Annotated in this window: 19 protein-coding genes; 17 read left to right on the top strand and 2 right to left on the bottom strand. The window is 67.5% G+C overall.

What is annotated here, in order from left to right; genetic code table 11:
- Positions 1 to 574: 574 nt before the first annotated feature.
- A complete protein-coding gene (locus tag OXR08_RS02915; protein ID WP_267347504.1) occupies positions 575 to 2,722 on the bottom strand; it encodes an alpha-glucuronidase family glycosyl hydrolase in 2,148 nt (715 codons plus the stop codon).
- Between the two features lie 183 nt (positions 2,723 to 2,905).
- On the opposite strand from OXR08_RS02915, the gene OXR08_RS02910 reads away from it, so the two are divergent.
- The 8 genes from OXR08_RS02910 to OXR08_RS02875 all read left to right on the top strand — a co-directional run bounded on the left by OXR08_RS02910 (position 2,906) and on the right by OXR08_RS02875 (position 15,483).
- Positions 2,906 to 5,275 (top strand): glycoside hydrolase family 3 N-terminal domain-containing protein, encoded by a 2,370-nt coding sequence (locus tag OXR08_RS02910; protein ID WP_267347617.1) that lies wholly within the window; start codon positions 2,906 to 2,908, stop codon positions 5,273 to 5,275.
- A gap of 9 nt (positions 5,276 to 5,284) precedes the next feature.
- On the top strand, positions 5,285 to 6,496 hold the full coding sequence (gene manD / locus OXR08_RS02905) for a D-mannonate dehydratase ManD (protein ID WP_267347502.1): 1,212 nt from the start codon (positions 5,285 to 5,287) through the stop codon (positions 6,494 to 6,496).
- Positions 6,497 to 6,725: 229 nt separating this feature from the next.
- Positions 6,726 to 8,054, top strand: a complete 1,329-nt coding sequence (locus OXR08_RS02900; protein WP_112382499.1) for an MFS transporter — start codon at positions 6,726 to 6,728, stop codon at positions 8,052 to 8,054.
- A complete protein-coding gene (locus OXR08_RS02895; protein WP_267347501.1) occupies positions 8,051 to 9,478 on the top strand; it encodes a mannitol dehydrogenase family protein in 1,428 nt (475 codons plus the stop codon). Before OXR08_RS02900 ends, OXR08_RS02895 begins: the two co-directional genes overlap by 4 nt.
- Positions 9,475 to 11,106 carry a DUF5597 domain-containing protein gene (locus OXR08_RS02890; RefSeq protein WP_267347500.1) on the top strand — a complete coding sequence of 544 codons (1,632 nt, stop codon included), beginning with the start codon at positions 9,475 to 9,477 and terminating at the stop codon, positions 11,104 to 11,106. Before OXR08_RS02895 ends, OXR08_RS02890 begins: the two co-directional genes overlap by 4 nt.
- Positions 11,107 to 11,265: 159 nt before the next feature.
- On the top strand, positions 11,266 to 14,292 hold the full coding sequence (locus OXR08_RS02885; protein WP_267347615.1) for a TonB-dependent receptor: 3,027 nt from the start codon (positions 11,266 to 11,268) through the stop codon (positions 14,290 to 14,292).
- 109 nt (positions 14,293 to 14,401) lie between these two features.
- Positions 14,402 to 14,728, top strand: a complete 327-nt coding sequence (locus OXR08_RS02880; protein WP_267347499.1) for a YnfA family protein — start codon at positions 14,402 to 14,404, stop codon at positions 14,726 to 14,728.
- Positions 14,729 to 14,862: 134 nt separating this feature from the next.
- The gene (locus tag OXR08_RS02875; RefSeq protein WP_267347498.1) at positions 14,863 to 15,483 is read left to right on the top strand and encodes a hypothetical protein; all 621 of its coding nucleotides are present in this window, start codon (positions 14,863 to 14,865) and stop codon (positions 15,481 to 15,483) included.
- 68 nt (positions 15,484 to 15,551) lie between these two features.
- On the opposite strand, the gene OXR08_RS02870 is transcribed toward OXR08_RS02875, so the two are convergent.
- On the bottom strand, positions 15,552 to 16,271 hold the full coding sequence (locus OXR08_RS02870; RefSeq protein ID WP_267347497.1) for a DUF4163 domain-containing protein: 720 nt from the start codon (positions 16,269 to 16,271) through the stop codon (positions 15,552 to 15,554).
- A gap of 142 nt (positions 16,272 to 16,413) precedes the next feature.
- On the opposite strand from OXR08_RS02870, the gene OXR08_RS02865 reads away from it, so the two are divergent.
- From OXR08_RS02865 to OXR08_RS02825, 9 genes are all read left to right on the top strand, one after another.
- Positions 16,414 to 18,372: a CocE/NonD family hydrolase gene (locus OXR08_RS02865; protein WP_267347496.1), complete on the top strand. Its 1,959-nt coding sequence runs from the start codon at positions 16,414 to 16,416 to the stop codon at positions 18,370 to 18,372.
- 61 nt (positions 18,373 to 18,433) lie between these two features.
- A complete protein-coding gene (locus tag OXR08_RS02860) occupies positions 18,434 to 19,015 on the top strand; it encodes an alpha/beta hydrolase (protein WP_112382492.1) in 582 nt (193 codons plus the stop codon).
- 61 nt (positions 19,016 to 19,076) lie between these two features.
- On the top strand, positions 19,077 to 20,333 hold the full coding sequence (locus tag OXR08_RS02855; protein ID WP_267347495.1) for a hypothetical protein: 1,257 nt from the start codon (positions 19,077 to 19,079) through the stop codon (positions 20,331 to 20,333).
- Between the two features lie 117 nt (positions 20,334 to 20,450).
- Positions 20,451 to 21,590: a PAS domain-containing protein gene (locus tag OXR08_RS02850; protein WP_267347494.1), complete on the top strand. Its 1,140-nt coding sequence runs from the start codon at positions 20,451 to 20,453 to the stop codon at positions 21,588 to 21,590.
- Between the two features lie 201 nt (positions 21,591 to 21,791).
- The gene (locus tag OXR08_RS02845) at positions 21,792 to 23,471 is read left to right on the top strand and encodes a hypothetical protein (protein ID WP_267347493.1); all 1,680 of its coding nucleotides are present in this window, start codon (positions 21,792 to 21,794) and stop codon (positions 23,469 to 23,471) included.
- 71 nt (positions 23,472 to 23,542) lie between these two features.
- Positions 23,543 to 23,929 carry a hypothetical protein gene (locus tag OXR08_RS02840; RefSeq protein ID WP_112382488.1) on the top strand — a complete coding sequence of 129 codons (387 nt, stop codon included), beginning with the start codon at positions 23,543 to 23,545 and terminating at the stop codon, positions 23,927 to 23,929.
- Entirely contained in the window at positions 23,926 to 24,654 is a 729-nt protein-coding gene (locus tag OXR08_RS02835; protein WP_267347492.1) for a C39 family peptidase, read from the top strand. The genes OXR08_RS02840 and OXR08_RS02835 overlap by 4 nt, the downstream gene beginning before the upstream one ends.
- Positions 24,651 to 25,340 (top strand): hypothetical protein, encoded by a 690-nt coding sequence (locus OXR08_RS02830; protein ID WP_267347491.1) that lies wholly within the window; start codon positions 24,651 to 24,653, stop codon positions 25,338 to 25,340. The genes OXR08_RS02835 and OXR08_RS02830 overlap by 4 nt, the downstream gene beginning before the upstream one ends.
- Positions 25,340 to 26,680: a transporter gene (locus OXR08_RS02825; protein ID WP_267347490.1), complete on the top strand. Its 1,341-nt coding sequence runs from the start codon at positions 25,340 to 25,342 to the stop codon at positions 26,678 to 26,680. Before OXR08_RS02830 ends, OXR08_RS02825 begins: the two co-directional genes overlap by 1 nt.
- Positions 26,681 to 26,689 lie beyond the last annotated feature (9 nt).

Raw genomic sequence — 26,689 nt, 5'->3', positions numbered from 1 at the left:
AAGGAGGAAGGAAGAAGGTGGTTCGCGCGGAGGCGCGGAGACGCGGAGGATGTTCCGCCCGCGGTTCATGCCCCGAGCCGCCAGCGGCGGCTCATGCAATGGCGAGCAGGAGTGTGGAAGGTCTCGCTGACGCGAGACGGGGGCCACTGACGCAATCTCCGCGTCTCCGCGTCTCCGCGTCTCCGCGTGAACCCGTTCTTCTTCGCGTCTTCGTGTCTTCGCGTGATCAAATCACGCCGTATGCCCCGGCGCCAGCAGGTCTGGGACTTCGCGCGGCGGCTGTCCCATGCGCAGTGGGTGGGGGCGAGGGGCCTTAGGTTTTCACGCGAAGACGCGAAGCCGCGAAGAAGGAAGAAGGTGGTTCGCGCGGAGGCGCGGAGGCGCGGAGACGCGGAGGATGTTCCGCCCGAGGTTCATGCCCCGAGCCGCCAGCGGCGGCTCATGCAATGGCGAGCAGGCATGTGGAAGGTCTCGCTGACGCGAGACGGGGCTACCAACGCAATCTCCGCGCCTCCGCGCCTCCGCGTGAACCCGTTCTTTCTTCTTCGCGTCTTCGCGTCTTCGCGTGATCAAATCACCCCGTATGCCCCGGCGCCCGCGGAAAGTTCTGCGCCTTGTACCAGTCCAGATCATGCGCCGGTGCCGCCGCTCCCGCCGGCAGGGGCAATCCGTTGACCGACATCCAATAGGCGAGGCTGGCATCCCGCCACCACCGTGCCTCGCGCTCCTGCACGCCGAGCAGGGTCGCGGTCTTCTGCCACCGCTCGGCATCGATCCGCGGGCGCAGCGCATCCCATTGTCGGCGCATCCCCGCGACATAGGCGACGCCGGCATCGTAATGCCGCACCATCTCCTCCCACAAGGTCCGGCCCGATGCCATGCGCCGGTTCCAGCCGACATGGTGGAACCACAACAGGTCGCGCTCCGGCACGGTGCCGACATCGGCGAAGCGCTTGGCCACCGGCGGCGCATATTGCGCGACCGCGTTGCTGCCGCTTCTGGTCCGGTCGAAGCCGATGCCCTGCTTGTCCGCCCGGTGATAGTAAGCCGGGTTCCATTCCGGCCGGGCAAGGTCCGACACCCACGGCCCCGGCCCGTAATGGTGCCCCGTCGCCATCAGATGGGCCAGGCCCAGCGGCGTCATGTAATCCACCACCGCCTCGCGCGACCCCATCATCATCGCGACCACGGGATCGACCACCGCCGGGTCGGGCGTGAAGGTCTGCGCCGCCCATTCGCGCGCGATCGTGTCGGCATCCGCCTCCGGGTCCCAGGCCATGCGGCCGAAGACATACCAGTTGGCCTGGTTGAACGGCGATCCCGTCCAGTCGCGGTCGCGCCCGATATTGGCGACGCCCGCCATGCCCGTCAGCCTGTGCCCTTCCGCTGATCCGTCGACGACATCGGCCACCGTCTGACCGCGCTTCACGCCGGTGGGCGCGTCCAGCACCTCCTGAAACAACGGCCCGAGATAGGCGAGGTGGGAGGCGAAGCCGAGATATTCCTTGGTGATCTGGAATTCCATCACCAGCGGCGTCTTCGGCATCGCGCCGAACAGCGGGTGGAAGGGTTCGCGCGGCTGGAAGTCGATTGCGCCGTTCTTCACCTGCACCAGCACATTGTCCGCGAACGTGCCGTCCAGCGGCTTGAACTCGGTATAGGCCTGCTTCGCCCGGTCGTCGGGATCGGTGTCGGCATAGACGAAGGCGCGCCACATCACGATGCCCTTGTGCGGGGCGACCGCGGCGGCCAGCATGTTCGCGCCGTCGGCATGGCTGCGATGGTAATCGCGCGGACCCGGCTGACCCTCGCTATTGGCCTTGACCAGAAAGCCGCCGAAATCGGGAATGGCGCGGTAGATCTCGTCCGCCTTCGCCTTCCACCATGCCGCGACCTGCGGGTCGAGCGGGTCGGCGGTCTTCAGCCCGCCGATCTCGATCGGGGCGGAAAAGCGGGCCGACAGATAGACCTTGATCCCCCAGGGACGGAATATGTCCGCCAGCGCCGCCGCCTTGGCGATATAGGGCGCGGTCAGGCTGTCCGCCTTGGCGTTGACGTTGTTCAGGACGGTGCCGTTGATCCCGATCGACGCGTTGGCGCGCGCATAGTCGGTGTAGCGCGGGTCCTTCAGGTCGGGCAGGTTCCACCAGTCCCAGATGGACTGGCCGGCATAGCCACGCTCCACCGAGCCATCCAGATTGTCCCAATGGTTCAGCACGCGCAGCTTCACCTTGGGGGTGGAGGTCAGGTCGACCCTGGCCAGCGTACCGCCGGTGCCCAGATGGCGGAGCAGCGCAAAGGCGCCGTAGAGTACGCCCCGGTCGCTATTGCCCGTCACCAGCGTCACCGGCGCTCCGCCGATCGTGACCGATCGCACCAGATAGCCTTCGTCGGCCAGCGACCGTGTCGGGAGGTGCAGGCTCGCCACCGCCGGGTCGCTCGCGACCGCCAGCATCACCGATCCGGCGCGCACGGACGGCGCCGTCGCCACCGGCTCGGCGGCATAGCCGGACAGCCCGCGTCGCAATTCCTCCGCCGCGCGGGTCAGGGTGGGCGTGGCGTTCGGGACGACGATCGATACCGGTTGCCTGACCACTTCGCCCTGTAGTGACGCTTGCGGCTGGTAGCGCATCCAGAGCGCATATCCATCCTCGGCCATGGCGACCGCAGGGAGGGACGCGCTCGCCAGAGCCGCAGAAATCAGGGCTTTCCATCGCATCATGGCCATCCTCACCTTTCCCCATTTTACCGGGCGATCCCGCGGGTAATTGACAAGTCCCCGTCGGCTAGGTCATTGGTAACGCTATCAGCGACCGCATCAAGAAGAATGTGGCGTCTGACCAATTTCAGGAGAGGTCAGGATGCAATCTGCCACGTCGTTCCACCCTGTCGGGGCCGTGCAATGATGGCAAGCCGCCGCGATCTGCTGCGCTGGTCGGTGTCGGCCTCCGCGCTCGCCTTCCTGCCTGCCGCCGCCCGTCCCGCCGCGCCGCTCTACAAGGATGCACGCGCGCCCGTGGACCTGCGCGTCCGCGACCTGATGGGCCGGATGACGCTGGACGAGAAGGTGGCGCAGCTCATCACGCTTTCCACCTCCAAGCGTGACGTGATGAACGATGCGCGCGCCTTTGATCCGGGCAGGGCGGATGCCGCCTATCCCCACGGCATCGGCCAGATCGCGCGGCCGTCCGACCGGGGCGGTGCGGCGACCGCGAACAACACCGGCACCGACGTCACCGGCCGCTGGCGCGCACCCGCCGACACGATCGCCTTCGTCAACGCGGCGCAAGGCTGGGCGGTGGAGCGCAGCCGCCTCGGCATCCCGATCCTGTTCCATGAGGAAGCGCTGCACGGCTATATGGCGCCAGAGGCGACCAGCTTTCCGCAGGCGATCGCGCTCGCCGGCAGCTTCGACCGCGATCTGGTCGAGCGCGTCAATGCGGTCATCGCGCGCGAGGTGCGGGCGCACGGCACCGTGCTGGCCCTGTCGCCCGTCGTCGATATCGCCCGCGACCCGCGCTGGGGCCGGATCGAGGAGACGTTCGGCGAGGACGCCTATCTGTGCGGAGAGATGGGGGTCGCCGCGGTGCTGGGCCTGCAGGGGCCGGGCAAGACGCTGGCACCGGGCAAGGTCTTCGCCACGCTCAAGCACATGACCGGCCACGGCCAGCCGGAAAGCGGCGAGAATGTCGCGCCCGCCCCGATCGCCGAGCGCGAGCTTCGCGAACGCTTCTTTCCGCCTTTCCGCAAGGTGGTGAAGCGGACCGGCATTGGCGCGGTCATGCCCTCCTATAACGAGATCGACGGCGTTCCCAGCCACGCGAACCGCTGGCTGCTGACGCAGGTGTTGCGCGGCGAATGGGGCTTCGACGGCGCGATCGTCAGCGATTATGCCGCCATCCCCGAACTCGCCAGCTTCCACCATGTCGCGGCCGACATGGACGGCGCCGCCCGCCTGGCGCTCGCCGCCGGCGTCGACAGCGACCTGCCCGACGGACAGGCCTTCCGCTCGCTCGCCGATCAGGTTCGCGCCGGCAAGGTCTCGCTCGCCGCGGTCGATGCCGCATGCCGCCGCATGCTGACGCTGAAGTTCCGCGCCGGGCTGTTCGAGGGTGCCACCGTCGATCCTCGCGCCGCCGCCCGCCTGACCGCGAATGACGAGGCGAGGGCGCTTGCCCGCGAGGCCGCGGAAAAGTCGATCGCGCTGCTCGTCAACGACGGCACCCTGCCGCTGACGCCGGGCGGGCACAGGCGCGTGGCGGTGATCGGCCCCAATGCCGCGGTCGCACGGCTGGGCGGCTATTCGTCCATCCCGAAATCGCCGGTCTCGCTGCTCGACGGCGTCCGCCAGCGCCTCGCCGGCCGTGCCGAGGTCGTCCATGCGCAGGGCGTCTTCATCACGCAGAGCGAGGATCGCTCCGCCAACGAGGTGCTGCTCGCCGATCCCGCGAAGAACCGCCAGCTTATCGCCGAGGCGGTGGCGGTGGCGAACACCGCCGATATCGTCCTGCTCGCCATCGGTGACACCGAACAGACCAGCCGCGAGGGCTATGCGAAGAACCATCTCGGCGACCGCACCGACCTCGACCTGCTCGGCGAGCAGAACGCGCTGTTTCTCGCGCTGAAGGCGACCGGCAAGCCCGTCGTGGTGCTCGCGATCAACGGTCGTCCGCCGTCGTGGCCGACCGTGACGGGGGGCGCGAACGCCGTGCTGGAATGCTGGTATATGGGGCAGGAGGGGGGCCATGCGATGGCCGCCGCGCTGTTCGGCGACGTCAATCCGGGCGCCAAGCTGCCCGTCACCGTCGCGCGCCATGTCGGGCAGTTGCCGGTGTTCTACGATGCCAAGCCATCGGCGCGGCGCGGCTATCTGTTCGACACCACCGATCCGCTGTTCCCGTTCGGCTTCGGCCTCAGCTACACGACCTTCCAGCTTTCCCCGCCGCGCCTGTCCGCCACCCGCATCGGTATCGCGGCCAGCGTCGAGGTCGAGGTGGACGTGACCAACACCGGCACGCGGGCGGGGGACGAGGTCGTCCAGCTCTACGTCCATGATCTGGTCGCCAGCGTCACCCAGCCGATCAAGGCGCTGAAGGGTTTCCAGCGCGTCTCGCTCAAGCCCGGCGAGCGGCGCACCATGCGCTTCACCCTCGGCCCCGACGCCTTCGCGCTGTGGAATCTCGACATGGAGGAGGTGGTCGAACCCGGCCAGTTCCACATCATGACCGGCGCCAACAGCCGCGATCTCCAGTCCGTCACCCTAGACATCGCCTGAAGGACCACGATGCCGAAGATCGTCTCCGCCCGCGTCATCGTCACCTGTCCGGGCCGCAATTTCGTCACGCTCCGCATCGAATGCGACGACGGCACCACCGGCCTCGGCGATGCCACGCTGAACGGCCGCGAACTGTCCGTCGCCAGCTACCTTACCGACCATGTCATCCCCTGCCTGATCGGCCGCGACGCCCACCGGATCGAGGATATCTGGCAATATCTCTACAAGGGCGCCTATTGGCGCCGCGGCCCGGTGACGATGACCGCGATCGCCGCGGTCGACATGGCGCTGTGGGACATCAAGGGCAAGGTTGCGGGCCTGCCCGTCTACCAGCTTCTCGGGGGCGCGGTGCGCGACGGCTGCATGGTCTATGCCCATGCCAACGGCACCACCATCGAGGACACCATCGCCGAGGCGATCCGCCACCGCGACCAGGGATACCGGGCGATCCGCCTGCAATGCGGCGTGCCGGGCCTTGCCTCCACCTACGGCGTCGCCAAGACGGGCCAGCGCTACGAGCCGGCCGATGGCGACCTGCCGACCGAGGCGGTGTGGTCGACCGAGAAATACATGCGCATCGTGCCCGAACTGTTCGCCGCCGCCCGCGAGGCGCTGGGCTGGGACATCCATCTGCTGCACGACATCCATCACCGCCTCACCCCGATCGAGGCGGGGCGGCTCGGCCGCGACCTTGAGCCCTATCGCCCCTTCTGGCTGGAGGATGCGACGCCGGCGGAGAACCAGGACGCGTTCCGCCTGATCCGCCAGCACACCACTGCGCCGCTTGCGGTGGGCGAGGTCTTCAATTCGATCTGGGACTGCAAGGCGCTGATCGAGACGCAGTCGATCGATTATATCCGTGCCACCATCGTCCATGCCGGCGGGATCACGCACTTGCGCCGCATCGCCGCGCTGGCCGAGCTGTATCAGGTCCGCACCGGCTGCCACGGCGCCACCGACCTGTCGCCGGTGACGATGGCCGCCGCGCTGCATTTCGGCCTGTCGGTGCCCAATTTCGGCATTCAGGAACACATGCCCCACACCGCCGAGACCGATGCGGTCTTTCCCCATGGCTACCGCTTCGCGGACGGCATGATGCATCCGGGCGACGCGCCGGGGCTGGGCGTGGACATCGTTGAGGATCTGGCGGCGACCTACGAATACAAGCGCGCCTTCCTGCCCGTAAACCGATTGGAGGACGGCACGCTATGGAGCTGGTGAGCCACGTCACGCCTTCTGCCCTCCGGGGAGCATCCGGTGAACAGCGCTACGCGCTGTTCAGCCAGTGCCGGGGGCATGGGCGACCTGATGCTGGGAGGGGCCCGCTGCCGTCAGGCAGTGGGAAGGGTGAGGGGCTGCCGCGGGCGGAGCACTGCTTGGCAACCCCTCACCCTCCCCACGGCTATGCCGCGGGGCCCCTCCCTCTCCCCGGAGGGGAGAGGGCCGACGTATGAGCAACTTCACCGAAACCGCCGCCGAGGCGCCGGAAACCGCCGCGCACGCCGTTCCCCGCCCGCGCGGCCGCATTCGCTGGGCGATCTGCGCGCTGCTCTTCGCCGCCGTGGTCCTGAGCTATATCGACCGGCTCGTGCTGGGCGTGCTGAAGCCGCAACTGACCGCGCTCTATGGCTGGACCAACACCGGCTACGGCGACATCACCGGCTATTTCCAGGTCTTCTACGGCATCGGCTTTCTGCTGTTCGGCTGGGCGATCGACCGCATCGGTCCGCGCCTGGGCTATCTGCTGGCGATGGGAAGCTGGACGCTCGGCCATTTCGCGCAGATCCTGGTCACCTCCACCACCGGCTTTGTCATCGCGCGCATCCCGCTCGCATTCGGCGAGGCGGGCACTTATCCATCCGCGCTCGCCGCCGCGTCGCAGTGGTTTCCGCAAAAGGAACGCGCGCTCGCCATCGGCATCTTCAACGCCGGCGCCAATGTCGGCGCGATCATCACCCCACTGCTCGTGTCGTTCATCGTCGCCGGGCTGCTGTTCGACTGGCGCTGGGCGTTCCTGATCACCGGCAGCTTCAACCTCGTCTGGCTGTTCGTCTGGTGGCGCTTCTACCGCGCGCCGCACGAGCATGCGGCGATCACGCCCGAGGAGCGCCGCTGGATCGAGGCGGAGCCGGCCGACACCAGCGGCCGTGCCGGCTTCCTGACGGTGCTGCGCCACCGCGCGGCATGGGCCTATATGGCCGGGCGCTTCCTGATCGATCCGGTCTGGTGGACCTTCCTGTTCTGGCTGCCGGACTTCTTCAACACCCGCTACGGCTATGACCTGAAAAGCTTCGGCCCGCCGCTCGTCGCCATCTATATCCTGGCCGATTTCGGCGCGATCGCGGGGGGCTGGTATTCGTCGCACCTGTTGAAGCGCGGCGTCTTTGCCGGCACCGCGCGCAAGCGGGCGATGTTCGCCTGCGCGCTGTTCGCGGTGCCGGTCATGTTCGCGGCGCAGGCGTCGAACATCTGGATCGCGGTGACGCTGATCGGGCTGGCGTGTGCCGCGCATCAGGGCTTCTCCACCAACCTGTTCGCGCTGCCCGGCGACCAGTTCCCGCGCTTCGCGCAAGGGACGCTGATCGGCCTTGGCGGCTTTGCCGGCGCGGTGGGTGGCTTCATCGCGTCCAAGTCGCTCGGCCTGCTGCTCGACCGGGTGGGCAGCTACCAACCCTTCTTTATCGCCTGCGGCCTGGCCTATCTGCTCGCATTGCTGGTCTTCCACCTGCTCAATCCGCGCTATCAGAATGTCCGCATCATCACGGAGGCCAAGGCTTGAGACTTTCCGACGCCGCGCTGGCGCATCTGCCCGCCGACATTGCCCGCCCCGCCTATGACCGTGCCGCCGTTCGCCGCGGCGTCGTGCATCTGGGGATCGGCGCCTTTCACCGCGCGCATCAGGCCGCGATCTTCGAGGCCGCACTGGCATCGGGCGATCTGCGCTGGGGCATCACCGGCGTATCGCTCCGCTCGGCCGCCGTCCGCGACCAGATGGCCCCGCAGGACGGGCTCTACACGCTTCTCGTCCGCGACGGGGCGGGGGAGCGCGCGCAGGTCATGGGCGCGGTGCTGGAGGTGCTGGTCGCGCCGGAGGACCCCGCCGCCGTCGTCGCGGCGCTGGCCCATCCCGACACGCATCTGGTCACGCTCACCGTGACCGAAAAGGGCTATAAGCTGGACCGGGCGAAGGGCACGCTGCTGGCGGACGACGCTGATATCGCGCACGACCTGGCCGATCTCGCCGCACCGCGCACCGCCCCCGGTTTCCTCGTCGCCGGCCTCGCCGCGCGCCGTGCCGCCGGGCTGCCGCCTTTCACCGTGCTGTCCTGCGACAATCTGCCGCATAACGGTGCCCTGCTGCGCGCCGCCGTGCTCGAAATGGCCCGCGCGCATGATGGCGATCTTGCCGACTGGATTGCGGCGGAGGGCGCCTTCCCCGGGTCGATGGTCGATCGCATCGTGCCGGCCACCACCCCCGACGACATTGCCGCGCTCGCCACCCGCCTCGGTGTCGAGGATCAGGCGATGGTGAAGACCGAGCCCTTCCTGCAATGGGTGGTCGAGGATCGCTTTTGCGGCCCGCGCCCCGATTTCACCGGGGTGCAGCTGACCGCCGATGTCGCGCCTTGGGAGGATGCCAAGCTGCGCCTGCTCAACGGCGCCCATTCCAGCATCGCCTATCTCGGCGGGCTGATCGGCGACGCCTTTGTTCACGAATTCGTCGCGCGCGAAGAGGGGCGGGTCTTTGTCGAGCGGCTCTGGGATCAGGCCGCCGCCACGCTGAACCCGCCGCCCGGCCTCGACATTGCCGCCTACCGCGCCGCGCTGATGGCGCGTTTCGCCAATCCGGCGCTTCAGCATCGCACCCGCCAGATCGCGATGGACGGGTCGCAGAAGCTGCCGCAGCGCCTGCTTGCGCCGCTGGTGGCCGGACAGGGGGATGCGCTGGCGCTCGGCGTCGCCGCCTGGATACGCTGGCAATCGGGGCGGACCGATGCCGGTGAGACGTTCACGGTCGATGATCCGCTCGCCGACCGCCTTGCCGTGCCGGCACGCAGCGACGATCCCGTCACCGCGACGCTGGCGCTGCTCGGCACGCGCGTCGAGCCGGCGGTTCACGATCTGATCGCGGCACACCTGACCAACCTCGAACGATCGGGTGCGCACGGCGCCATCCGAACATTGCTGAAGGCTTCGCAATGATCCGCACCCTGCTGCTCGCCAGCGCCGCGCTCGGCCTCGCCACGCCCGCGCTCGCCGATCCGCCACGGCTGGTGAAGAAGGGGGACGCGACGCAGCTCGTCGTGAATGGCAAGCCGATGCTGATGATCGCGGGCGAGCTGTCCAACTCCGCCGCCTCCAGCGCCGATTACATGGCGCCGCATTGGGCACGGCTGCGCGCGATGCATCTCAACACCGTTCTTGCGCCCGTCTCGTGGGAACTGATCGAGCCGGTGGAGGGGCGCTATGACTGGTCCTCGGTCGATACGATGCTGAAGGCGGCGCGCGCCAACGACCTGAAGCTCGTCATCCTGTGGTTCGGGGCGTGGAAGAACTCCATGTCCACCTATGTGCCGTCCTGGGTGAAGCGCGATCAGGCCCGCTTCCCGCGTGCGGAGCTGCCGAACGGGCAGGGGGTGGAAATCCTGTCCACCTTCGGCGCCGATACGCTGCGCGCGGACCAGCGTGCGCTGGCCGCGCTGATGGCGCATCTGAAGGCGGTGGACGACCGCGACAACACGGTGGTGATGCTCCAGGTCGAGAACGAGATCGGCATGCTGCCCGTCGCACGCGATTACAGCGCGCCCGCCGACGCCGCCTTCCGGCAACCGGTGCCGCCCGAACTGGTCAACTATCTCGTCGCGCACCGCGACACGCTGGTCCCCGAGATGAAGGCGATGTGGGCGGAGCGGGGCGCCAAGACCGCTGGCAGCTGGGAGGAGCTGTTCGGCCCCGGCGATGCCGCGGCGGAGGTGTTCGCCGCCTGGCATTATGCGCGCTTCGCCGATGGTCTCGCCGCGGCCGGCAAGGCGGCCTATCCGATGCCGATGTACGTCAACGTCGCGCTCAATCGTCCGGGGCGTATTCCCGGCGAATATCCCAGCGGCGGGCCGCTTCCCCACCTGATCGACGTGTGGAAGGCCGGCGCCCCCAGCCTCGATTTCCTGGCGCCCGACATCTACTTCCCGAACTTCACCCAGATCGTCGATCGCTACAAGCGGCCGGACAATCCCCTGTTCATCCCCGAGGCGCACAACGCCGACAATCCGATCGTTCCCGCCAACGCCTTTTATGCGATCGGCGAGCATGATGCGCTCGGCTTCGGGCCGTTTTCGATCGACTCGATCGATGAAGCACCCGGCGCGCTGAAGGACGCCTATGCGGTGCTCGACCAGCTTCGCCCGGTGATCCTCGATGCGCAGGGGACGGGCCGCATGGCCGGGTTCAAGCCCCGCCAGCGCTACGACGAGACGGTGGATTACGAGCCACAGGTGCGCGACATCGGCGGCTACCGCTTCACCATCGCCTATGCCGATATCCAGCGGCCGACGATGACGCCGGACACCGCCGGCTATGGCGGTCTCATCATCCAGACCGGCGAGGACGACTATCTGGTCGCGGGGCAGGGGATCACCGTCACCTTCAAGCCGATCGGCGACGGACCGGGGCTCGCCGGGATCGATCGTGCGCATGAAGGCGTGTTCGATGCTGCCGGCAACTGGAAGCCGGGCCGGCTGCTGAATGGCGACCAGACGCATCAGGGGCGGCATATCCGCCTGCCCGCCGGGACATGGGGTATCCAGCGGGTGCGCCTCTATCGCTACCGATAGGCGATTTGGTGTCGGATAGTGGCCTTATGACCACATAGATAGGCTTGACCAATCCGGCGTAACGTGGTCAGATGATGATAGCGCTATCAGATTAGAAGCGTTCGCGGCACCCAGCCAGATGAAGCGGGGCCGGTCCTTTGATCAAGGAGGGGAAGAATGATGACCATCGCCCGTCGTCCCGCCATCCGCGTCGCGCTGCTCGGCGCCGCCGCCTTCAACGTCCTCGCCATCGCCGCACCGCTCGCCGCGCAAACCGCGCCCGACCCGTCGCTCGGTATCACCGCGCAGCCTGCTCCCACGCAGGGGCCGCAGGATCCCGCACCCGCGCAGACCGACTCGGTCACCGATCCGTCGGTCGGCCAGGGCGAGACCGAGGAGATCGTCATTACCGGCATCCGCGGCTCGCTACAGAGCGCGACCAATGCCAAGCGCAACGCCGTCGCCTTCGGCGACTCGATCTTTGCCGAGGATATCGGCAAGCTGCCGGCGACCAACCTCGCCGAAACGCTGAACCGCATCCCCGGCGTCCGCCTGAACCGCGACATCAGCGGCGAGGGCACGCAGGTGTCGATCCGCGGCCTCGGCCCCAGCTTTTCCAAGGTGTTGCTCAACGGCGCGCAGTTCGCGGTCGCATCCGATGGCGGCACGAACGGCACCGGCGGCGGCAATCGCGAGGTCGATCTCGACTTCTTCCCGTCCGAACTCTTCACCCGGCTCGACGTGAACAAGAGCCCGGTCGCCTCCATGCTGGAAGGCGGCATCGCGGGCACCGTCAATCTGCGCAACGCCCGCGCCTTCGACAATCCGGGCACGCACGTCACCGTCGTCGCCCAGGGCGCCTATACCGACAGCAACGACCGCATCGGCCCGCGCGGCGCGCTTGTCGCCAGCCACACCTTTGGCGACACGTTCGGCATCCTGCTCGGCGTTGCCGGCGTGCATCAGAAGCTGCGCATCGACGGCTACGACACGGTGGGCTTCACCGACGCGAACCTGCCCTGCGGCCCCGGCTGCAACGCCTCGCCGCCGGAAAGCAACGGCTTCGTCTTCGCCAGCACCGCCCCTGCGAACCTGGGTCGTGGCTTCACCACCGGCCAGCCGCTCGATCTCGCCGCCACCTCGGGGCTGTCCCTTTCGCAACTGTCCAAGGCGATCATTCCCCGCCTCGGCCGCCCGGTGCTGACCACCGGCACGCGCGAGCGCATCTCGGCGGTCGGCTCGGCCGAATGGCGCCCGTCGGACGCGCTGCACCTGGTGGTCGACGGCATCTACGCCAAGTCGCGCCGCGACTATCTGCGCTCCAACATGAACTGGCAGGTCCGCAACTCCGGCCCCGGCACCTCGCCGCAATCGACCGGCGGCATGGTCCCGTTCGACATCCAGGTCGACCAGAACAACGTCGTCACCTCGGGCACCTTCGCCAACTCGTCCTTCTTCTCCGAAAACAGCATCTTCAACCAGGATACCGAATTCTGGAACGTGAACCCCAGCATCAGCTGGCGCCCGAACGAGCGGCTGAAGATCGACCTGTCGGGCAACTGGGGCAAGAGCAACTTCTTCCGTGAACAGCCGACCTTCGCCTTCCAGACCGCGCCCAATTCGGGGGTCGAGGTCACCTATGACAACACGACGGACAGCCCGCAGCCGATCATCTCGGCGAACCGCGACCTGGGCGATCCCAATCTCGGCTGGCAATGGTACCGCGTGAACGTCCAGAACGTCCGCCGCGAGACCGAGACCAAGGGCGCGCATCTCGACATCTATTACGGCGACGACACGCTCAACGTGAAGATCGGCGCCGCCTATGACGAGGCGGCGCGCAGCGTCCGCGCCTTCGACAACACCAACGCCTATCAGCTGTCGGTCTGCGGCAATCCGTGCACCGGCAACACCGGCACCGTGCCGACCAGCGCGATCCCGCAATATCTGAACCGCACCGGCGTCGACAATTTCGGCCACCTGTCGCGCGGGCGCTTCGGCGTCACCAGCTTCATCGTCCCCGACATCGCCCGTCTCGCCCAGGCGACCAACTACGCCCAGTTCCGCGACACCGCGCCCGAGGCGCGCGGGTCGGTGACCGGCGGCGCCACCGGCGACGTGTTCGAGAAAGTCTATGGCGGCTATTTCGAGCTGAACGGCGTGTCGGAGATCTTCGGCCGCGAGCTGCGCGCCAATGCCGGCTTCCGCTATGTCTGGACCGACCAGCGCGTCGTCGGCCCAAGTCAGATCGGCAGCACCATCGTCGATATCACGGCCAACTCCTCCTATCAGGAGGTGCTGCCCTCGCTGAACCTCACCTATGACGTCGCGCGCAACCTCAAGCTGCGCTTCGCCGCCTCCAAGGCGCTGACCCGCCCCGATGCCGGCTCGATCCTGCCGGGCATCACCTTCTCCGACCCCTCCGCCCAGATCGCCACCGCCGGCAATCCGCAACTCCAGCCCTACACCTCGGACAATCTCGACCTCGGCGGCGAGTTCTACACCGGCGGCGCCGGCTATATCGGCGTCGCCCTCTTCCGAAAGAACATCCAGGGCTTCACCGTCACCGTGCAACAGCCCACCGCCTTCGGCGACCTCAACATCCCGCTCGACTCGCTCCAGGCGACGCAGCGTCAGGCGCTGGTCGACCGGGCCGGCGGCGCGGGTGCCACCGCAGCGGCGATCGCGGCGGTGCCGATCACCGTCAACCGCCCGATCAACCTGCAAAGCCTGATCATCAAGGGCGTCGAGGTCACCTGGAACCAGCCGCTCGACTTCGCGATCAAGGGCCTCGGCTTCCAGGCGAACGGCACGCACATCACCCAGGATTCCGATCCGGTGCTGGTCAATGGCAGCCCACAGACGCTGGTCGCCTCCGGCGTGCCGCGCTGGCAATATAACGTGCAGGGCTATTACGAGGATCACGGCCTGTCGCTCAGCCTGAACTATGTCTGGCAGGGCGGAGTGATCGCGGCCAATGCGCCGCAGAACAACCTGCCGCTGCCGCTGCGCGCGGACTCGCGCGGCCAGCTCGACCTGTCGGCGGGCTATCAACTGCCCTTCCTCGACAATGGCGTGCGCCTGACGCTCGACGTGCTCAACATCACCAACGAGCCGATCCGCACCACCTTCGGCTACGATAATGCCGCCTACAGCGTCTATTATCCGGGCCGTCAGGTGCTGGTGGGCCTGCGCGCGCGCTTCTGACGCCCATCCTTTCTGCCCCGGTTCCCCGAGCCTCGGGCCGGTCCTTCCCCCTTGGACCGGCCCGATTTTTTTCGTCGGCACCATGCCCATGCCGCGCTAGGATCGCCCGGTGCAATCGGCGATCCTTTATATCGGCGCGGCGCTGGCGGAGATTGCCGGCTGTTTCGCCTTCTGGGCCTGGGCCCGCATGGGCCGGTCGCCGCTCTGGCTGATTCCGGGCACCGCATCGCTGCTGATCTTCGCGTGGCTGCTGACGCTGGTCGATACTGCACAGGCGGGGCGGGCCTATGCGGCCTATGGCGGCATCTACATCACGTCCGCGCTGCTCTGGCTATGGCTGGCCGAGGGCGTCCGCCCGGATCGCTGGGACCTGACGGGCGCGGCGTTGTGCCTGATTGGTGCGGCGGTGATCTTCTTCGGGCCGCATCGTGGCTGATGCCGGAACGCAAGTGTGAAGTCTGTGGCGGCGGCCGGGCCGACATGTCCGAATTTTCGCTGGAAAGGGCACGTTGCCGCACCGCCTACTCGGCCCTATCACAGTGCGTTTCTTGACGCGCATAGGGGCCGAAGATGGGTAAGGCCGAGCTGTTTTCGTATTTGTCGGCCTTCGTGACGATAGTTCTCGCTCTCGCACTCACCAACATACTCCAGAGCGCCAGCGTTCTCATTCAGGCCCGACGGCACGTGCAATGGGATGCCCGGCCAATCATATTCGCCGCAATCGTATTCGTAGCGCTCGTGTCAGAGTTCTTCTCTTTGTGGTTGAACTTGTCCGTGACGGAAGTGACAATGCCGCGATTGCTATGGCTGCTGACCATACCGTCGCTTTTTGCTGTTCTGGCTTACTCTGCCTTACCCAGCGATGTATCGGAAAATGCAAAAGACCTGTCCGCATTCTTCGAAGGGGAAAGGCGGCTCTGGGTCCCATTGTTTTCGGCGATAACCTTGCTCGACTGGCTGCGCAGTGCGGATAACGCATACGCATCCGGCGCTACGGTCGCCCAGATCGCGCGATTTACAGCGGTGACAGTCTTGCCGTTGATGTTTCTGCCCGCCGGCATCGCATTTGCTCTCCTTTTCTTCGCCAAAAGCAAAAAGCTGCACTGGGTTGCGCTCACAATCCTTTCTGTCTGGATGCTCTGGAGCACCTTGTCATCTTCGATCACGGTGGCGCCGGGCTCTGGAGGATGAGCCCATGACGGGCCGGTAAACATCGCCCGCGGTCTGGCGTTCCCGGCCACGACGCCCACGTCCGCTATCTACCGCCCCACCGCAAACGCCGCGCGATATTGCGGCTTCACCGCGCCGATCAGCGCCCGCGTCACCGGCAGCGTCACCTCATAGGCCCCCTCGGCATAGGACCCCGCGACATAAGGGTCGGCGATCAGGCCGATCCGGTTGAACCGCCCGCCGCCGGACGATCCCAGCAGCACCGTCAAATCCTTCAGCGTCGGGCAAGTGGCGAACATGCCGTCGCTCGCCGCCGCGGCCCCGATCCGTCGCCGCCGCTCGGCCTTCAGCTTTGCGCAAAAGGCCGGGCCGATCACACCTTGCGCCGCGGGCAACGAGGAAAAGACCAGCTTGGGCGCGATCCTCTTGCCCGCCGCCTTGTCCCACAACAGTCCCATCGACCCCGGCGTGCCGTGCGCGCCGCCGGTATAGCTGTACACGTCGCCCGACAGGCTCAGGAAGCGCGGCGTATCCGTCACCAGCTTCCACGTCTTTTGCGTATCATAGGGCCGGAACGGATAGCCGCCGTCGCGCGCCTCAACCCGCTCCTGCGCCGCGTCGCGCGCGGTCTGCGTGCGCAACCGCGCCTTGTCCGCTTCCAGCCAGGCGCGCAGCGCCGGAATGCGCGCCGCCTCCTGAGGATAGCTATAGTCGAAGCTGTAATCGGCGGTCTTCTCGGCGGCAGGGGCCGCGGCGCCCGTGATCCCGCCCACCGCCATCATCGCCGTCATGCCGATCAGGCTTCGCATCGCACATCCTCCTTGTTCCGGGCGAAAACGCTAGACGGGGCTAGCTGTACCCACGCTGTCCACCGTCCCGTGATACACTATCCCATTGCGCATGGCGGCGCGTATCGCCACGATGCCGCCGACACCTATTTCGAGGCCATCGATGATAAAGCCGTTGCTGTTCGCCGCCACCGCACTCTTCGCCCTGTCGCCCACCCTTGCCCAGCAGGAGGCGACGCCCGCGCCGAAGGACGGGCAGGCGGTAGCGCAGGGGGCGACGGGCGACATCCCGCAGAAGTTCAGCCCGCCGCGCATCGGCTATGATTATGACAAGCGCGAGGTGATGGTGCCGATGCGGGACGGCACGCGCCTCTACACGGTCATCGTCGTCCCCAAGGGCGCGACGAACGCGCCGATCGTGCTTACCCGCACGCCCTATAACGCCGCCGGCCGCGCCAGCCGCATGGACAGCCCGCGCATGCTGAACGCGCTGCCGCTGGCCGACGAGATCTTCGTCAAGGACGGCTATATCCGCGTCTATCAGGACATTCGCGGCAAATACGGGTCGGAGGGCGACTATGTCGTCACCCGTCCGCCGATCGGACCGCTCAACCCGACCAAGGTCGATCATACCACCGACGCCTATGACACGATCGACTGGCTGGTGAACAAGGCCAACCTGCCGGAATCGAACGGCCGCGTCGGCATGATCGGCTCGTCCTATGAAGGGTTCACCGTCGTCATGGCGCTGCTGAACCCGCATCCTGCACTGAAAGTCGCCGCACCCGAAAGCCCGATGATCGATGGCTGGATGGGCGACGACTGGTTCCACCACGGCGCGTTCCGGCTCGCCAATATCGGCTGGATCGGCTCGCAGACCGGCTACAAGGGCGCGGGCAAGGCACCGCCCAGCGGCGGCTATGACGATTACCAGAATTTCCTCGCCGGCTCGGCGGGCGACTGGGCCAGAAAGTCCGGCTATGACCAGCTGCCCTTCTGGAAGCGCTTCGTCAGCCACCCGTCCTACGACGCCTATTGGCAGGGACAGGCGCTCGACAAGCTGATCGCCGCCAATCCGTCCAACCTTCCCACTATTTGGGAACAGGGCCTGTGGGATCAGGAGGATATGTACGGCGCGATCATGTCGTGGGAGGCGCTGAAGGCGGCCGGCAAGACGGGCAACAACTTCCTCGTGATGGGACCGTGGCGGCACAGCCAGATTAACCGCGAGGGGCGTTCGCTGGGGCCGTTCCAATGGAATGGCGATACCGCGGCGCAGTTTCGCGAACAGATGGTGCTGCCGCTGTTCAACCAGTATCTGAAGGATGGGCCTGCCGCCAATCTGCCGCAGGCCGCGATCTACAATACCGGCGACAATCATTGGGACCGGTTCGCCACCTGGCCGCTGGCATGCGAGAAGGGGTGCGCGGCGCCGCTCACCCCGCTCTATCTGGGCGGGGAGGGTAGCCTCGGTTTCGAAAAGCCGGGGGCGTCGTCCACCTCCTATGTCTCCGATCCGACGAAGCCGGTGCCGCATCTGCCGCGACCGGTGAATTTCGATGATGGTCGCTGGGGCGACTGGCTGGTCAGCGACCAGCGCGGGGTGGACGGGCGGCCCGATGTGCTGACCTATACCACGCCGGTGCTGACGCAGGCGGTGCGCGTGTCCGGCGCCCCGATCGCCGATCTGTTCGCGCGCACCACCGGCACCGATGGCGATTTCGTGGTCAAGGTGATCGACGTGCTGCCCGAGGAGAATGCGTCGCAACCGTCGATGGGGGGGTATCAGCTCGCCGTCTCGCAGGACATCTTCCGCGGCCGCTACCGCGACAGCTTCGCGCGACCCTCCGCAATCCCGGCCAACAAGGTGCAGGAATATCGCTTCCGCCTGCCGACGGTGAACCATGTCTTCCGCCCCGGCCACCGCATCATGGTGCAGGTGCAATCGTCGCAATTCCCCCTCTATGATCGCAATCCGCAAACGTTCGTGCCCAATATCTTCCTGGCAAAGAAAGAGGATTACCGGGCGGCGACGGTGACGATCGAACAGGGCGGGGCCAAACCCAGCCGGGTGTGGTTGCCGGTCGTGCCCGTGGACCAGTCCGCCGCCATGGCGCGCTGAAGCCGCTTGCGGCGGCCGGGCATTCGCTTACCTTGAACGGTCAGGCAGGCGGAGTCGCGACATGGCATTGGCGTTGACCACCAGGGATCCGTTCTCGATCATCACATTGCCCGGCGGCGGTGAGGCGGGCGCGCCCGCCTGGGACCGGCTGCTCGCCTGGCCGGTCCGGGGCGATGCCGAACTGCCCTTCACCGCCACCAGCGCGGCGCAGCGCAATCTGTGGGCCGCGCGGCTGGACGAGGCGGTGGCGCAGGCGGACCGCGCGGTCCTGCTCGTCGCGCAAGGGGCAAGCTGTGCCGCCGCTGCCTGGTGGGCCCGGCTTTCGCCCAGTCAATATGTCGACCGGGTGGCGGGTGCCTTTCTGTTCATGCCCGACGGCGCGGACGGTCGCGACACGCTGTTCGCCTCTCCCGCCGCGCCCTTGCCCTTTCCCTCGGTGGTGGTGACCGAGCGGGAGGGGGAGGACGCGATGGCCTCCTTCGCGCGCTCCTGCGGCAGCCGCCTGCTCGCCGTGCCCCATGCGGCCGAGCCTCGCCAGCCCACCATGTGGCGCCACGCGCAGCGCATGATCGAGCGGGTCGCGGCGGGCATCGTCGAATATGACATGCGCGTCATCCACGCCTTTGCGCCGCCGGAGCGCTGATCCGTTCAGGCGGCATATCACCGCGTCCGTCTAGATCGCCCGTGTGAGAAGACGAAGCTGGGTGGCAGCGTTGCTGCTGATGATGATCGGGGCGGGTGCGGTCGCGCAACAGGCGCCGGAGGCCGCACTCGCGCAGGACGCCGCCGAATATGCCACCGCGCACGGCGTATCCCTCGACATCGCGGTCCAGCGCCTCGCCGCGCAGGAGGAGAGCGTCGCCGCCACCGAGGCGATCCGCGCCCGCTTCGCCGACCGGCTGGCCGGCATCGCGATCGAGCATGAACCCGTCTGGCGCATCGTCGTCCTCCTGACCGGCACCGATCCGGTCGCCGACGAAACCGTGCGCGCCGGCGGCCTGTCCGTCCCCATTCATTACCGGACCGGCGCCGCCGCGACCCGCGCGCAACTGGTCACCGCGATCGCCCTTTACCAGACGCAGATCCGCAACATGCTGTCCCGCCCCCCGGCCATGGGCGTCGACCCGCGCACCGGCGAGCTGGTGGTGATGGTGGGCGAGGGGGATGCCGGTTTCTACGCCCCCGGCGAGCTGCGCGCGCGCCTGGCGGCGCTGACCGGCGTGCCCGTCCGCATCGCCCGCCTCGACGATGTCGCCGCGAACCTGTCGGCGGAGGGCGGCGCCCGCCTCGTCGGCGTCGATCCCGCAGACGGCCGTCGCTACGCCTGCACCACCGGCTTCGTCGTCACCGACGGCGCGCGCAGCGGGGTGGTCACCGCCGCCCACTGCCCCGATGCGCTGTCCTATGTCGAGCCGGACCGCAGCGAAACGCCGCTGGAATTTGCCGGCCAATGGGGCTGGGGCTATCAGGACGTACAGGTCCATGTCAGCGCGCAGCCGCTCGCCGCCCGCTTCTTCTCGGACACCGCCAAGACGCTGACCCGCACCGTGACCGCGTCCCGCTCCCGGGACGCCACCCGCGCCGGCGACACCGTCTGCCACCGCGGCGAACGCACCGGCTATAGCTGCGCCACGGTCGAACTCGTCGACTTCGCCCCTGCCGGCGACCTGTGCGGCGGCGGCTGCACCCCCACCTGGGTCGCCGTGCGCGGCCCCACCTGCCGCAGCGGCGACAGCGGCGGCCCGGTCTTCCTCGGCACCACCGCCTTCGGCATCGTCAAGGGCGGCAGCTACCGCGGTGACGGCACCTGCACCCTCTATTACTATATGGCGCTCGACTATCTGCCCCCCGGCTGGTCGCTGCTGCGCGCGCCGGCGGATGGTTCCCGCACCCTTGCGGATAGCATGGGCGTAGCCATTCCGGCCGAATTGCCCCGACCCCTGCCACCGGGCACACCATAAGCCATCGACCTGCCGCGGTACGCCGCGACGGGTTCGGGCGACGATCCGCCCCCCGGCAGCGCCCGCTCGGGCGCGCGGGAGAGAGGAGGGACGTCGCCTGCGGAGGAGGTGGTGGCGATGGCGACGATTGTGCAGCCGGCCGGGCATGCGCGGGACCGGCATGTGCCGGGATACGCCCTCCTGTCCCCCGCTACCGACGGCGCGGCCATCGGGCCCGCGCAGGACGAAGACGGCCTGGCCCCGGTCGCCGCGGTCATGCGCGAGATGGCCACGGCCATCGCCGCGGACGGGGTGCTGGTCGCATGGCATGATCGCGACCGCGCGCCGGTGCTGCTGTTCGCAGGCGGCGCCTGTGCCGAGGAGCGTCACACCCGTGACGAGATAACCGACCGCGCCCTGCGCGCCGCCACCGGGATCGATCCCGCCATGCCCGGCCAGTGGCGCGCGCTGGAGGACGCCTCCACCGGCGGTCTGCTCACCACCAGCATCGCCGCGCACGGCGGCACCGTCACCATCACCTCGCTGTTCCGCCGCATCGGCATCGCCGCGCGCAGCCCGGCGCGCGACGCCGCCACCCGCTGGCTGCCCATCGTACAGGCGGTGTCGCGTCTATGGGCCGGGCGGCTGCGGGCGCTCACCCGGTTGCGCGGCCTGACGGCGGCGGTCAACACCAGCGATGTCGGCATCCTGCTGGTCGATCGCGATGGCCAATGCGTGTTCGCCAACGCCACCGCGGAGGCGATGATCGCCGCCGGAGACGGCCTGCGTCGCAACGGCGGCCTGGTTGCCGGACGGCGGCTGGCGGATACCCTGCGCCTGCAGGCCGCGATCGAGCATGTGCTGGGGGCCGGCGAACCCGCGGGGCCCGGCGATGCCCCGGTCGTTGCGCTCACCCGTGAAGGCCGTCGCCCGCTGCTCGCCGCGATCATGTCGGGTGAGACCGGTCCGGCCGGCCAGGGCGGCGAAAGCGCGGTGATCTACGTCTTCGATCCCGAACAGGATCTGCGCCGCGTCGTCGAGCCCGCCTGCAAGCTGTACGGCCTGTCGCCGGTGGAGGCGCGGCTGACCTGTCTGCTGGCCGACGGCCTCAGCCTGAACGCGGCGGCCGCGGCGATGCATGTCCGCGAACAGACCGCACGCTCCTATCTGAAACAGATTTTTCTGAAGACGGATACCAACCGACAGGCCGAACTGGTCTGGCTGATGCTCAAAAGCGCGGTGCGCACCGCGCCCGGGTGCCGCACCCATTATGTGTGACCTGCCGAGCGCTCCCCCCGAATGGGGGCTGTCGCGCCCCCCGGTCGGGGGTGGGGAAACACCGCAAGCCGGGGGCGAACAACATGAACAACAGGTGAATATCTGGGTCAGCGCCGAATGTCGGCGCCACTTCGCATGTGATCCGCCGCGAAACAGGGGGGACGGATGCGATGTGAATCTCGTCAGAGAGGAATGCAGATCATGAAGATCCATCTCTTCCGTTCGTGCTCCGCGGTGGCGCTGCTCGTCGGCGCGGCGGCAGTCGCCGATGCACAGACCACCGAACCTACGACCCAGAACGACGCACAGGCCGGTCGCAACGTGGCGCAGGACGGTTCTTCTTCCTCGTCCTACGATTACAACCTCAACGATCAATCGACGGCGGAAGCCACGCAGACGATCTCGGATTCCGGCAACGACAGTTCCGACAATTCGACCAGCGTTGCGGACTCGGGCAACGATAACTCGCAGACAAACAATTCCACGAACGTGGCCGACAGCGGCAACAACAGCTCGCAAACCGACAACTCGACCAATGTCGCGGACTCGGGCAACGTCGCGGACTCGGGCAACGACAACTCGACCACCGATGCCTCGACCAACGTCGCCGACAGCGGCAATGCCGATAATTCGGTCTCGATCGCCGACAGCGGCAATGCCGACAATTCGACGAACGTCGCGGACAGCGGCAACGACAGTTCCACGACCGACAACTCGGTCTCGATCGCCGATAGCGGCAACGCCGATAATTCGACGAACGTCGCGGACAGTGGCAACGACAGTTCCACGACCGACAATTCCGTGTCGATTGCCGATAGCGGCAACGACAATTCGACGACGGATGCATCGACCAACGTCGCGGACAGTGGCAACGACAGTTCCACCACCGACAACTCGGTTTCGATCGCGGACAGCGGCAACGACAATTCGACCACGGACGCGTCCACCAACGTCGCCGACAGCGGCAACACCGACAATTCGGTGTCGATCGCCGACAGCGGCAACGACAATTCGACCACCGATGCGTCGACCAACGTCGCCGACAGCGGCAACGACAGTTCGGACAACTCCACCAACATTGCCGACTCGGGCAACGACAACTCGACCACCGACAACTCGGTCGCCATCGCCGATAGCGGCAACAGCGACAGCTCGGACAACAGCTCGGTATCGGGCGGTCGTTTCGCGGCGAACAATGGCAGCACGGTGACCGACAACAGCGACAACAGCGACAATTCGGTCGCCATCGCGGACTCGGGCAATGACAGCTCGGACAACTCGACCAATATCGCGGATTCGGGCAACGACAGCTCGGATAATTCGACCAACATCGCCGACTCCGGCAATGACAATTCGCAGACCGACAACTCGACCAACGTCGCCGATAGCGGCAACGACAATTCGACCACCGACAATTCGGTCGCCATCGCCGACAGCGGCAATGACAATTCGAACAACTCCGACAACTCGACCACCGACAATTCCGTCGACATCGCCGATAGCGGCAACGACAACTCGCAGACGGACAATTCGGACAACTCCACCAACGACAATTCGGTGATGATCGCCGACAGCGGCAACGACAATTCGACCAATTCGCTGGACTATTCGACCCGTACGGGGACGGCCTCGTCCTCGAACGTGTTCGGCGACGGCGCGCTGGTCGCCAGCTCCACGCTGTCCAGCTACGTCACCGGCGTCAGCGTCACCTTCGGTGGCTATGATGGCGATACGCCCGCGGTGGACAACAGCATCAGCAATGACGGCAGTGCCTTCCAGAACTTCGCCGGCATGCAGGCGCTGAACCAGAATACCGGGGTCGCGGCATCGCAGAACGCCAATGTCAGTGTGGCGGTCTCCACCGGCGACGTCGCCTTCTAAGGCGGGGGCGTCACGAAGCGGCGGCAGTTCCCCTGCCGCCGCTTCTTCCTTTCTCGCCTGGGGAGATTTCGATGACCATCCTGCCCATGACCACCGCCGCCCTGATCCTGTGCATCGCTGCTCCGGCGCCGCTTGCCGCTCAGGTACTGGATCGGGGTGAGGCGCAACCGGTGACGCTGCCGGCAAGCGACATGCTGTTCGGCACATCCGCGCTGGACGAGGATGTGCTGGCGGCGATCGCGGGGCGACAGGATACGCGCCAGGCGGCGCTGGCCGATCAGGCGGCGGGGGTTGCGAACAACAGTGTCGGCGATCACGTTCGCACCGGCGACGCCAGCGTTGCGGACAACGCGTTTCAGAACCTGTCCGGCCTGTCGATCGTGAACATCAACACCGGCAACAACGTCGCGATCAATGCGGCGATGAACGTCAATATCGCCATCGCACCGGCTCCATGACAGGGCGGGGGGGCATCGGGGGCGTGGCGGTCGCGACGGGAATGGCGCTGCCGCTGCTGCTGGGCGCGTGCGGGGGGACGGTGTCCGACCGCGCGCGCTTTGTTACGTCCGGGACGCCCGTCGGCGATTTTTCGGTGCCCGTCCGCTCGGTGGCCGATCAGCGTTTCGCCGGCATCGTCCGCCAGAAATTCGATTTCAGTTGCGGGTCGGCGGCGCTCGCGACGCTGCTTCGCTACCATTACGACCTCGACGTGCGCGAGGAGGTGGCCTTTCGCGGCATGTGGGCGCGCGGCGACCGTGCGCAGATCCGGCGCCTCGGCTTTTCGCTGCTCGACATGAAGCGGTGGCTCGCCAGTCGCGGGCTGGCGGCGGATGGCTACAAGGTGCCGCTCGACCGGGTGGCGGATACCGGCATACCCGGCATCGCACTGATCGCGGTCCGCAACTACCGCCATTTCGTGGTGGTGAAGGGTGTCCGGGGGGACGAGGTGCTGCTCGGCGATCCGTCATCGGGGATCACCGTCATGCCGCGGGCCGCGTTCCAGGCGGCGTGGAACGGCATCTATTTCGTGCTCGCCGCCGACCAGCAACTGGCACGCAACCGCTTCAACCGGGCGTCGCAATGGTCGGCCTATGCGCGGGCGCCGCTGGGCGCGCGCTTTGCCGAGCCGGTCAGCCAGCAGGCGCTGTCGATCACCGCGCCATTTTACGGAGACATATCATGATGGGGGCAGTCGTGATGATGCTGATCGCGCAAGGGGCGCCGTTCGCGGCGGCGCCGGTGGCCGATACGGAACTGGCCGAGCAACGCGGCGGCTTCCGCCTGCCCAGCGGCATCGATGTCGCGCTGACCGTGCAGACGCAGACGGCGATCAACGGCGCGGTCGTGCTGCGCACCGTCTTCCGGACCGAGGATGCCGGCCCGTCCTTTGCCGTCTACACTCCGCGTCCCGGCGAAACCGTGGCGGCGCGCGGCGATGGCGGGCAGGGGGGTGCGCCCGCGACCACGCCGGTCATCAGCTATGATCGCGCCACCGGCATCCATGTCACGCGCGGCGCGGCGGTGCCCGGCGTCACCATCACCGGCGGTGCCGCCTCGGCGCAGTCGCTTGCGGCCGGGCTCCAGCGCGTGGGCGATGCAAGCGCCGCCACCGATGCCGGCTGGCTGCGTCAGGCGACCGCCGGTGCCACGCGCACCGCGACGCTGGAGGGGCAGGATCTCAGCATCACCCATTTCGCCGGGGCCGGGTTCGGCTCGCTCATCCTCAATACCGGCGACGACCGCGCGATCGATACGCAGACCAGCGTCAGCATCGCGCTGGCCAATGCCGGGCCGGACGTCCTTGGCTCCGCGATGTTCCGTGCGGCCAATGTGGGGATCGAGGCCGCCATGATGCGGGCCGCCAATTGATGCGGGGGGTACGCGCACTGCTGCTCGCCGGGGCGGGTTTGCCGCTGCTGCTCGCCGCGCCCGCCGATGCCGCCCAGCGTCAGCGCCGCCCGTCGCTCCAGGCGCAACTCGACCGGGCGATGACGCTGATCGAGGCGCAGCGCCAGCAGTTGCAGACCCAATCGGCGGAGATCGCCCGATTGCGCGAGCGGGTGGATGCGGGTGAGGCGGCGGCCACCGCGCCGCTTCCCCCGATCGGCCCGGTGCGTCCGCCCGCGGTGGTTGCCGCGCAGGCGGCCGCGCCCGGTGCGCCCGGCGATCCCGCCGGCGTGCTGCAACCGCCGCTCGCGCCGCTCGAGCGCGTCGGCCAGGCGCCGGAGGACGAGGATCGGCCGATCGAGCTGGCCGTGCTCGATGCGCAGGGCAGCGTCGTCACGCGAAAGGGTCAGCTTACCGGCGAATTGCAGTTCGACTATGCGCGCGCCGATCGCAACCGCGCGATCTTTCGCGGCATCGAACTGGTGGAGGCGGTGCTGGTCGGCGTCTTCGACATCAACGAAAGCCGACAGGACGTGCTGACCGCCTCCGCCGCGCTTCGTTACGGCCTGACCGATCGGCTGGAACTCGGCATGCGGGTCCCGTTCGTCTACCGCTCCGATGCATCGGTCGTCGCGCCCATTGCGGGCAGTACGCCCAACGACTCCGCTGCGACGCTGGACAGCTCGGTTTCGGGTCGCGGCATCGGTGATATCGAACTTTCCGCGCGCTATCAGTTGATCGATGGGCGGGCGGGATTACCCTTTGTTATCGCGAACTTGCAGGGCGTTATCCCCACCGGCTCCGACCCCTTCGCCATCCCCCGCGACGAACTCGGCCGCCCCACCCGAGCCAGCACCGGCGCCGGCTTCTGGGGCCTCACCCCCGGCCTCACCGCCATCCTCCCCACCGACCCCCCCGTCCTCTTCACCACCCTCGCCTACACCTTCAACCTCGGCAAGAACGTCGACACCCGCATCCCCCCCGTCATCATCGACTATGTCGACCCCGGTGACGCCCTCTCCGCCAACGCCGGCATCGGCATCGCCTTCAACCAGCGCACCACCATGAACTTCGGCTACGCCCACAGCTGGGCCTTCGGCACCAAGACGCTCACCAGCCTGATCGAGCCGACAGCCGCCTGGCCCGGACAGCGCATGACCCGCTCCCGCGACCTGCAGATCGGACGCCTGCTCTTCGGCGTAACCTACCGCGTAACCGATCGCGCCAGCGTCAACTGGTCCGTCGAGGTCGGCGCGACGGACGACGCGACCGACCTACGTACGGTTTTACGCATTCCGACGGTTCTGCTCAGAGGTAGTTGATCGAGATAT

This window comes from Sphingomonas sp. GM_Shp_2 (genome assembly GCF_026540875.1).
GTDB lineage: Bacteria > Pseudomonadota > Alphaproteobacteria > Sphingomonadales > Sphingomonadaceae > Sphingomonas > Sphingomonas carotinifaciens.
This window is presented reverse-complemented; position numbering and strand designations above follow the sequence as displayed.

Coding starts and splice junctions, on each gene's coding strand:
- OXR08_RS02900 (WP_112382499.1), top strand. CDS start 6,726: ATGAGCAACTTCACCGAAACCGCCGCCGAGGCGCCGGAAACCGCCGCG.
- OXR08_RS02890 (WP_267347500.1), top strand. CDS start 9,475: ATGATCCGCACCCTGCTGCTCGCCAGCGCCGCGCTCGGCCTCGCCACG.
- manD (WP_267347502.1), top strand. CDS start 5,285: ATGCCGAAGATCGTCTCCGCCCGCGTCATCGTCACCTGTCCGGGCCGC.
- OXR08_RS02875 (WP_267347498.1), top strand. CDS start 14,863: ATGGGTAAGGCCGAGCTGTTTTCGTATTTGTCGGCCTTCGTGACGATA.
- OXR08_RS02885 (WP_267347615.1), top strand. CDS start 11,266: ATGACCATCGCCCGTCGTCCCGCCATCCGCGTCGCGCTGCTCGGCGCC.
- OXR08_RS02910 (WP_267347617.1), top strand. CDS start 2,906: ATGGCAAGCCGCCGCGATCTGCTGCGCTGGTCGGTGTCGGCCTCCGCG.
- OXR08_RS02870 (WP_267347497.1), bottom strand. CDS start 16,271: ATGCGAAGCCTGATCGGCATGACGGCGATGATGGCGGTGGGCGGGATC.
- OXR08_RS02840 (WP_112382488.1), top strand. CDS start 23,543: ATGACCATCCTGCCCATGACCACCGCCGCCCTGATCCTGTGCATCGCT.
- OXR08_RS02860 (WP_112382492.1), top strand. CDS start 18,434: ATGGCATTGGCGTTGACCACCAGGGATCCGTTCTCGATCATCACATTG.
- OXR08_RS02830 (WP_267347491.1), top strand. CDS start 24,651: ATGATGGGGGCAGTCGTGATGATGCTGATCGCGCAAGGGGCGCCGTTC.
- OXR08_RS02825 (WP_267347490.1), top strand. CDS start 25,340: ATGCGGGGGGTACGCGCACTGCTGCTCGCCGGGGCGGGTTTGCCGCTG.
- OXR08_RS02845 (WP_267347493.1), top strand. CDS start 21,792: ATGAAGATCCATCTCTTCCGTTCGTGCTCCGCGGTGGCGCTGCTCGTC.
- OXR08_RS02915 (WP_267347504.1), bottom strand. CDS start 2,722: ATGATGCGATGGAAAGCCCTGATTTCTGCGGCTCTGGCGAGCGCGTCC.
- OXR08_RS02865 (WP_267347496.1), top strand. CDS start 16,414: ATGATAAAGCCGTTGCTGTTCGCCGCCACCGCACTCTTCGCCCTGTCG.
- OXR08_RS02835 (WP_267347492.1), top strand. CDS start 23,926: ATGACAGGGCGGGGGGGCATCGGGGGCGTGGCGGTCGCGACGGGAATG.
- OXR08_RS02850 (WP_267347494.1), top strand. CDS start 20,451: ATGGCGACGATTGTGCAGCCGGCCGGGCATGCGCGGGACCGGCATGTG.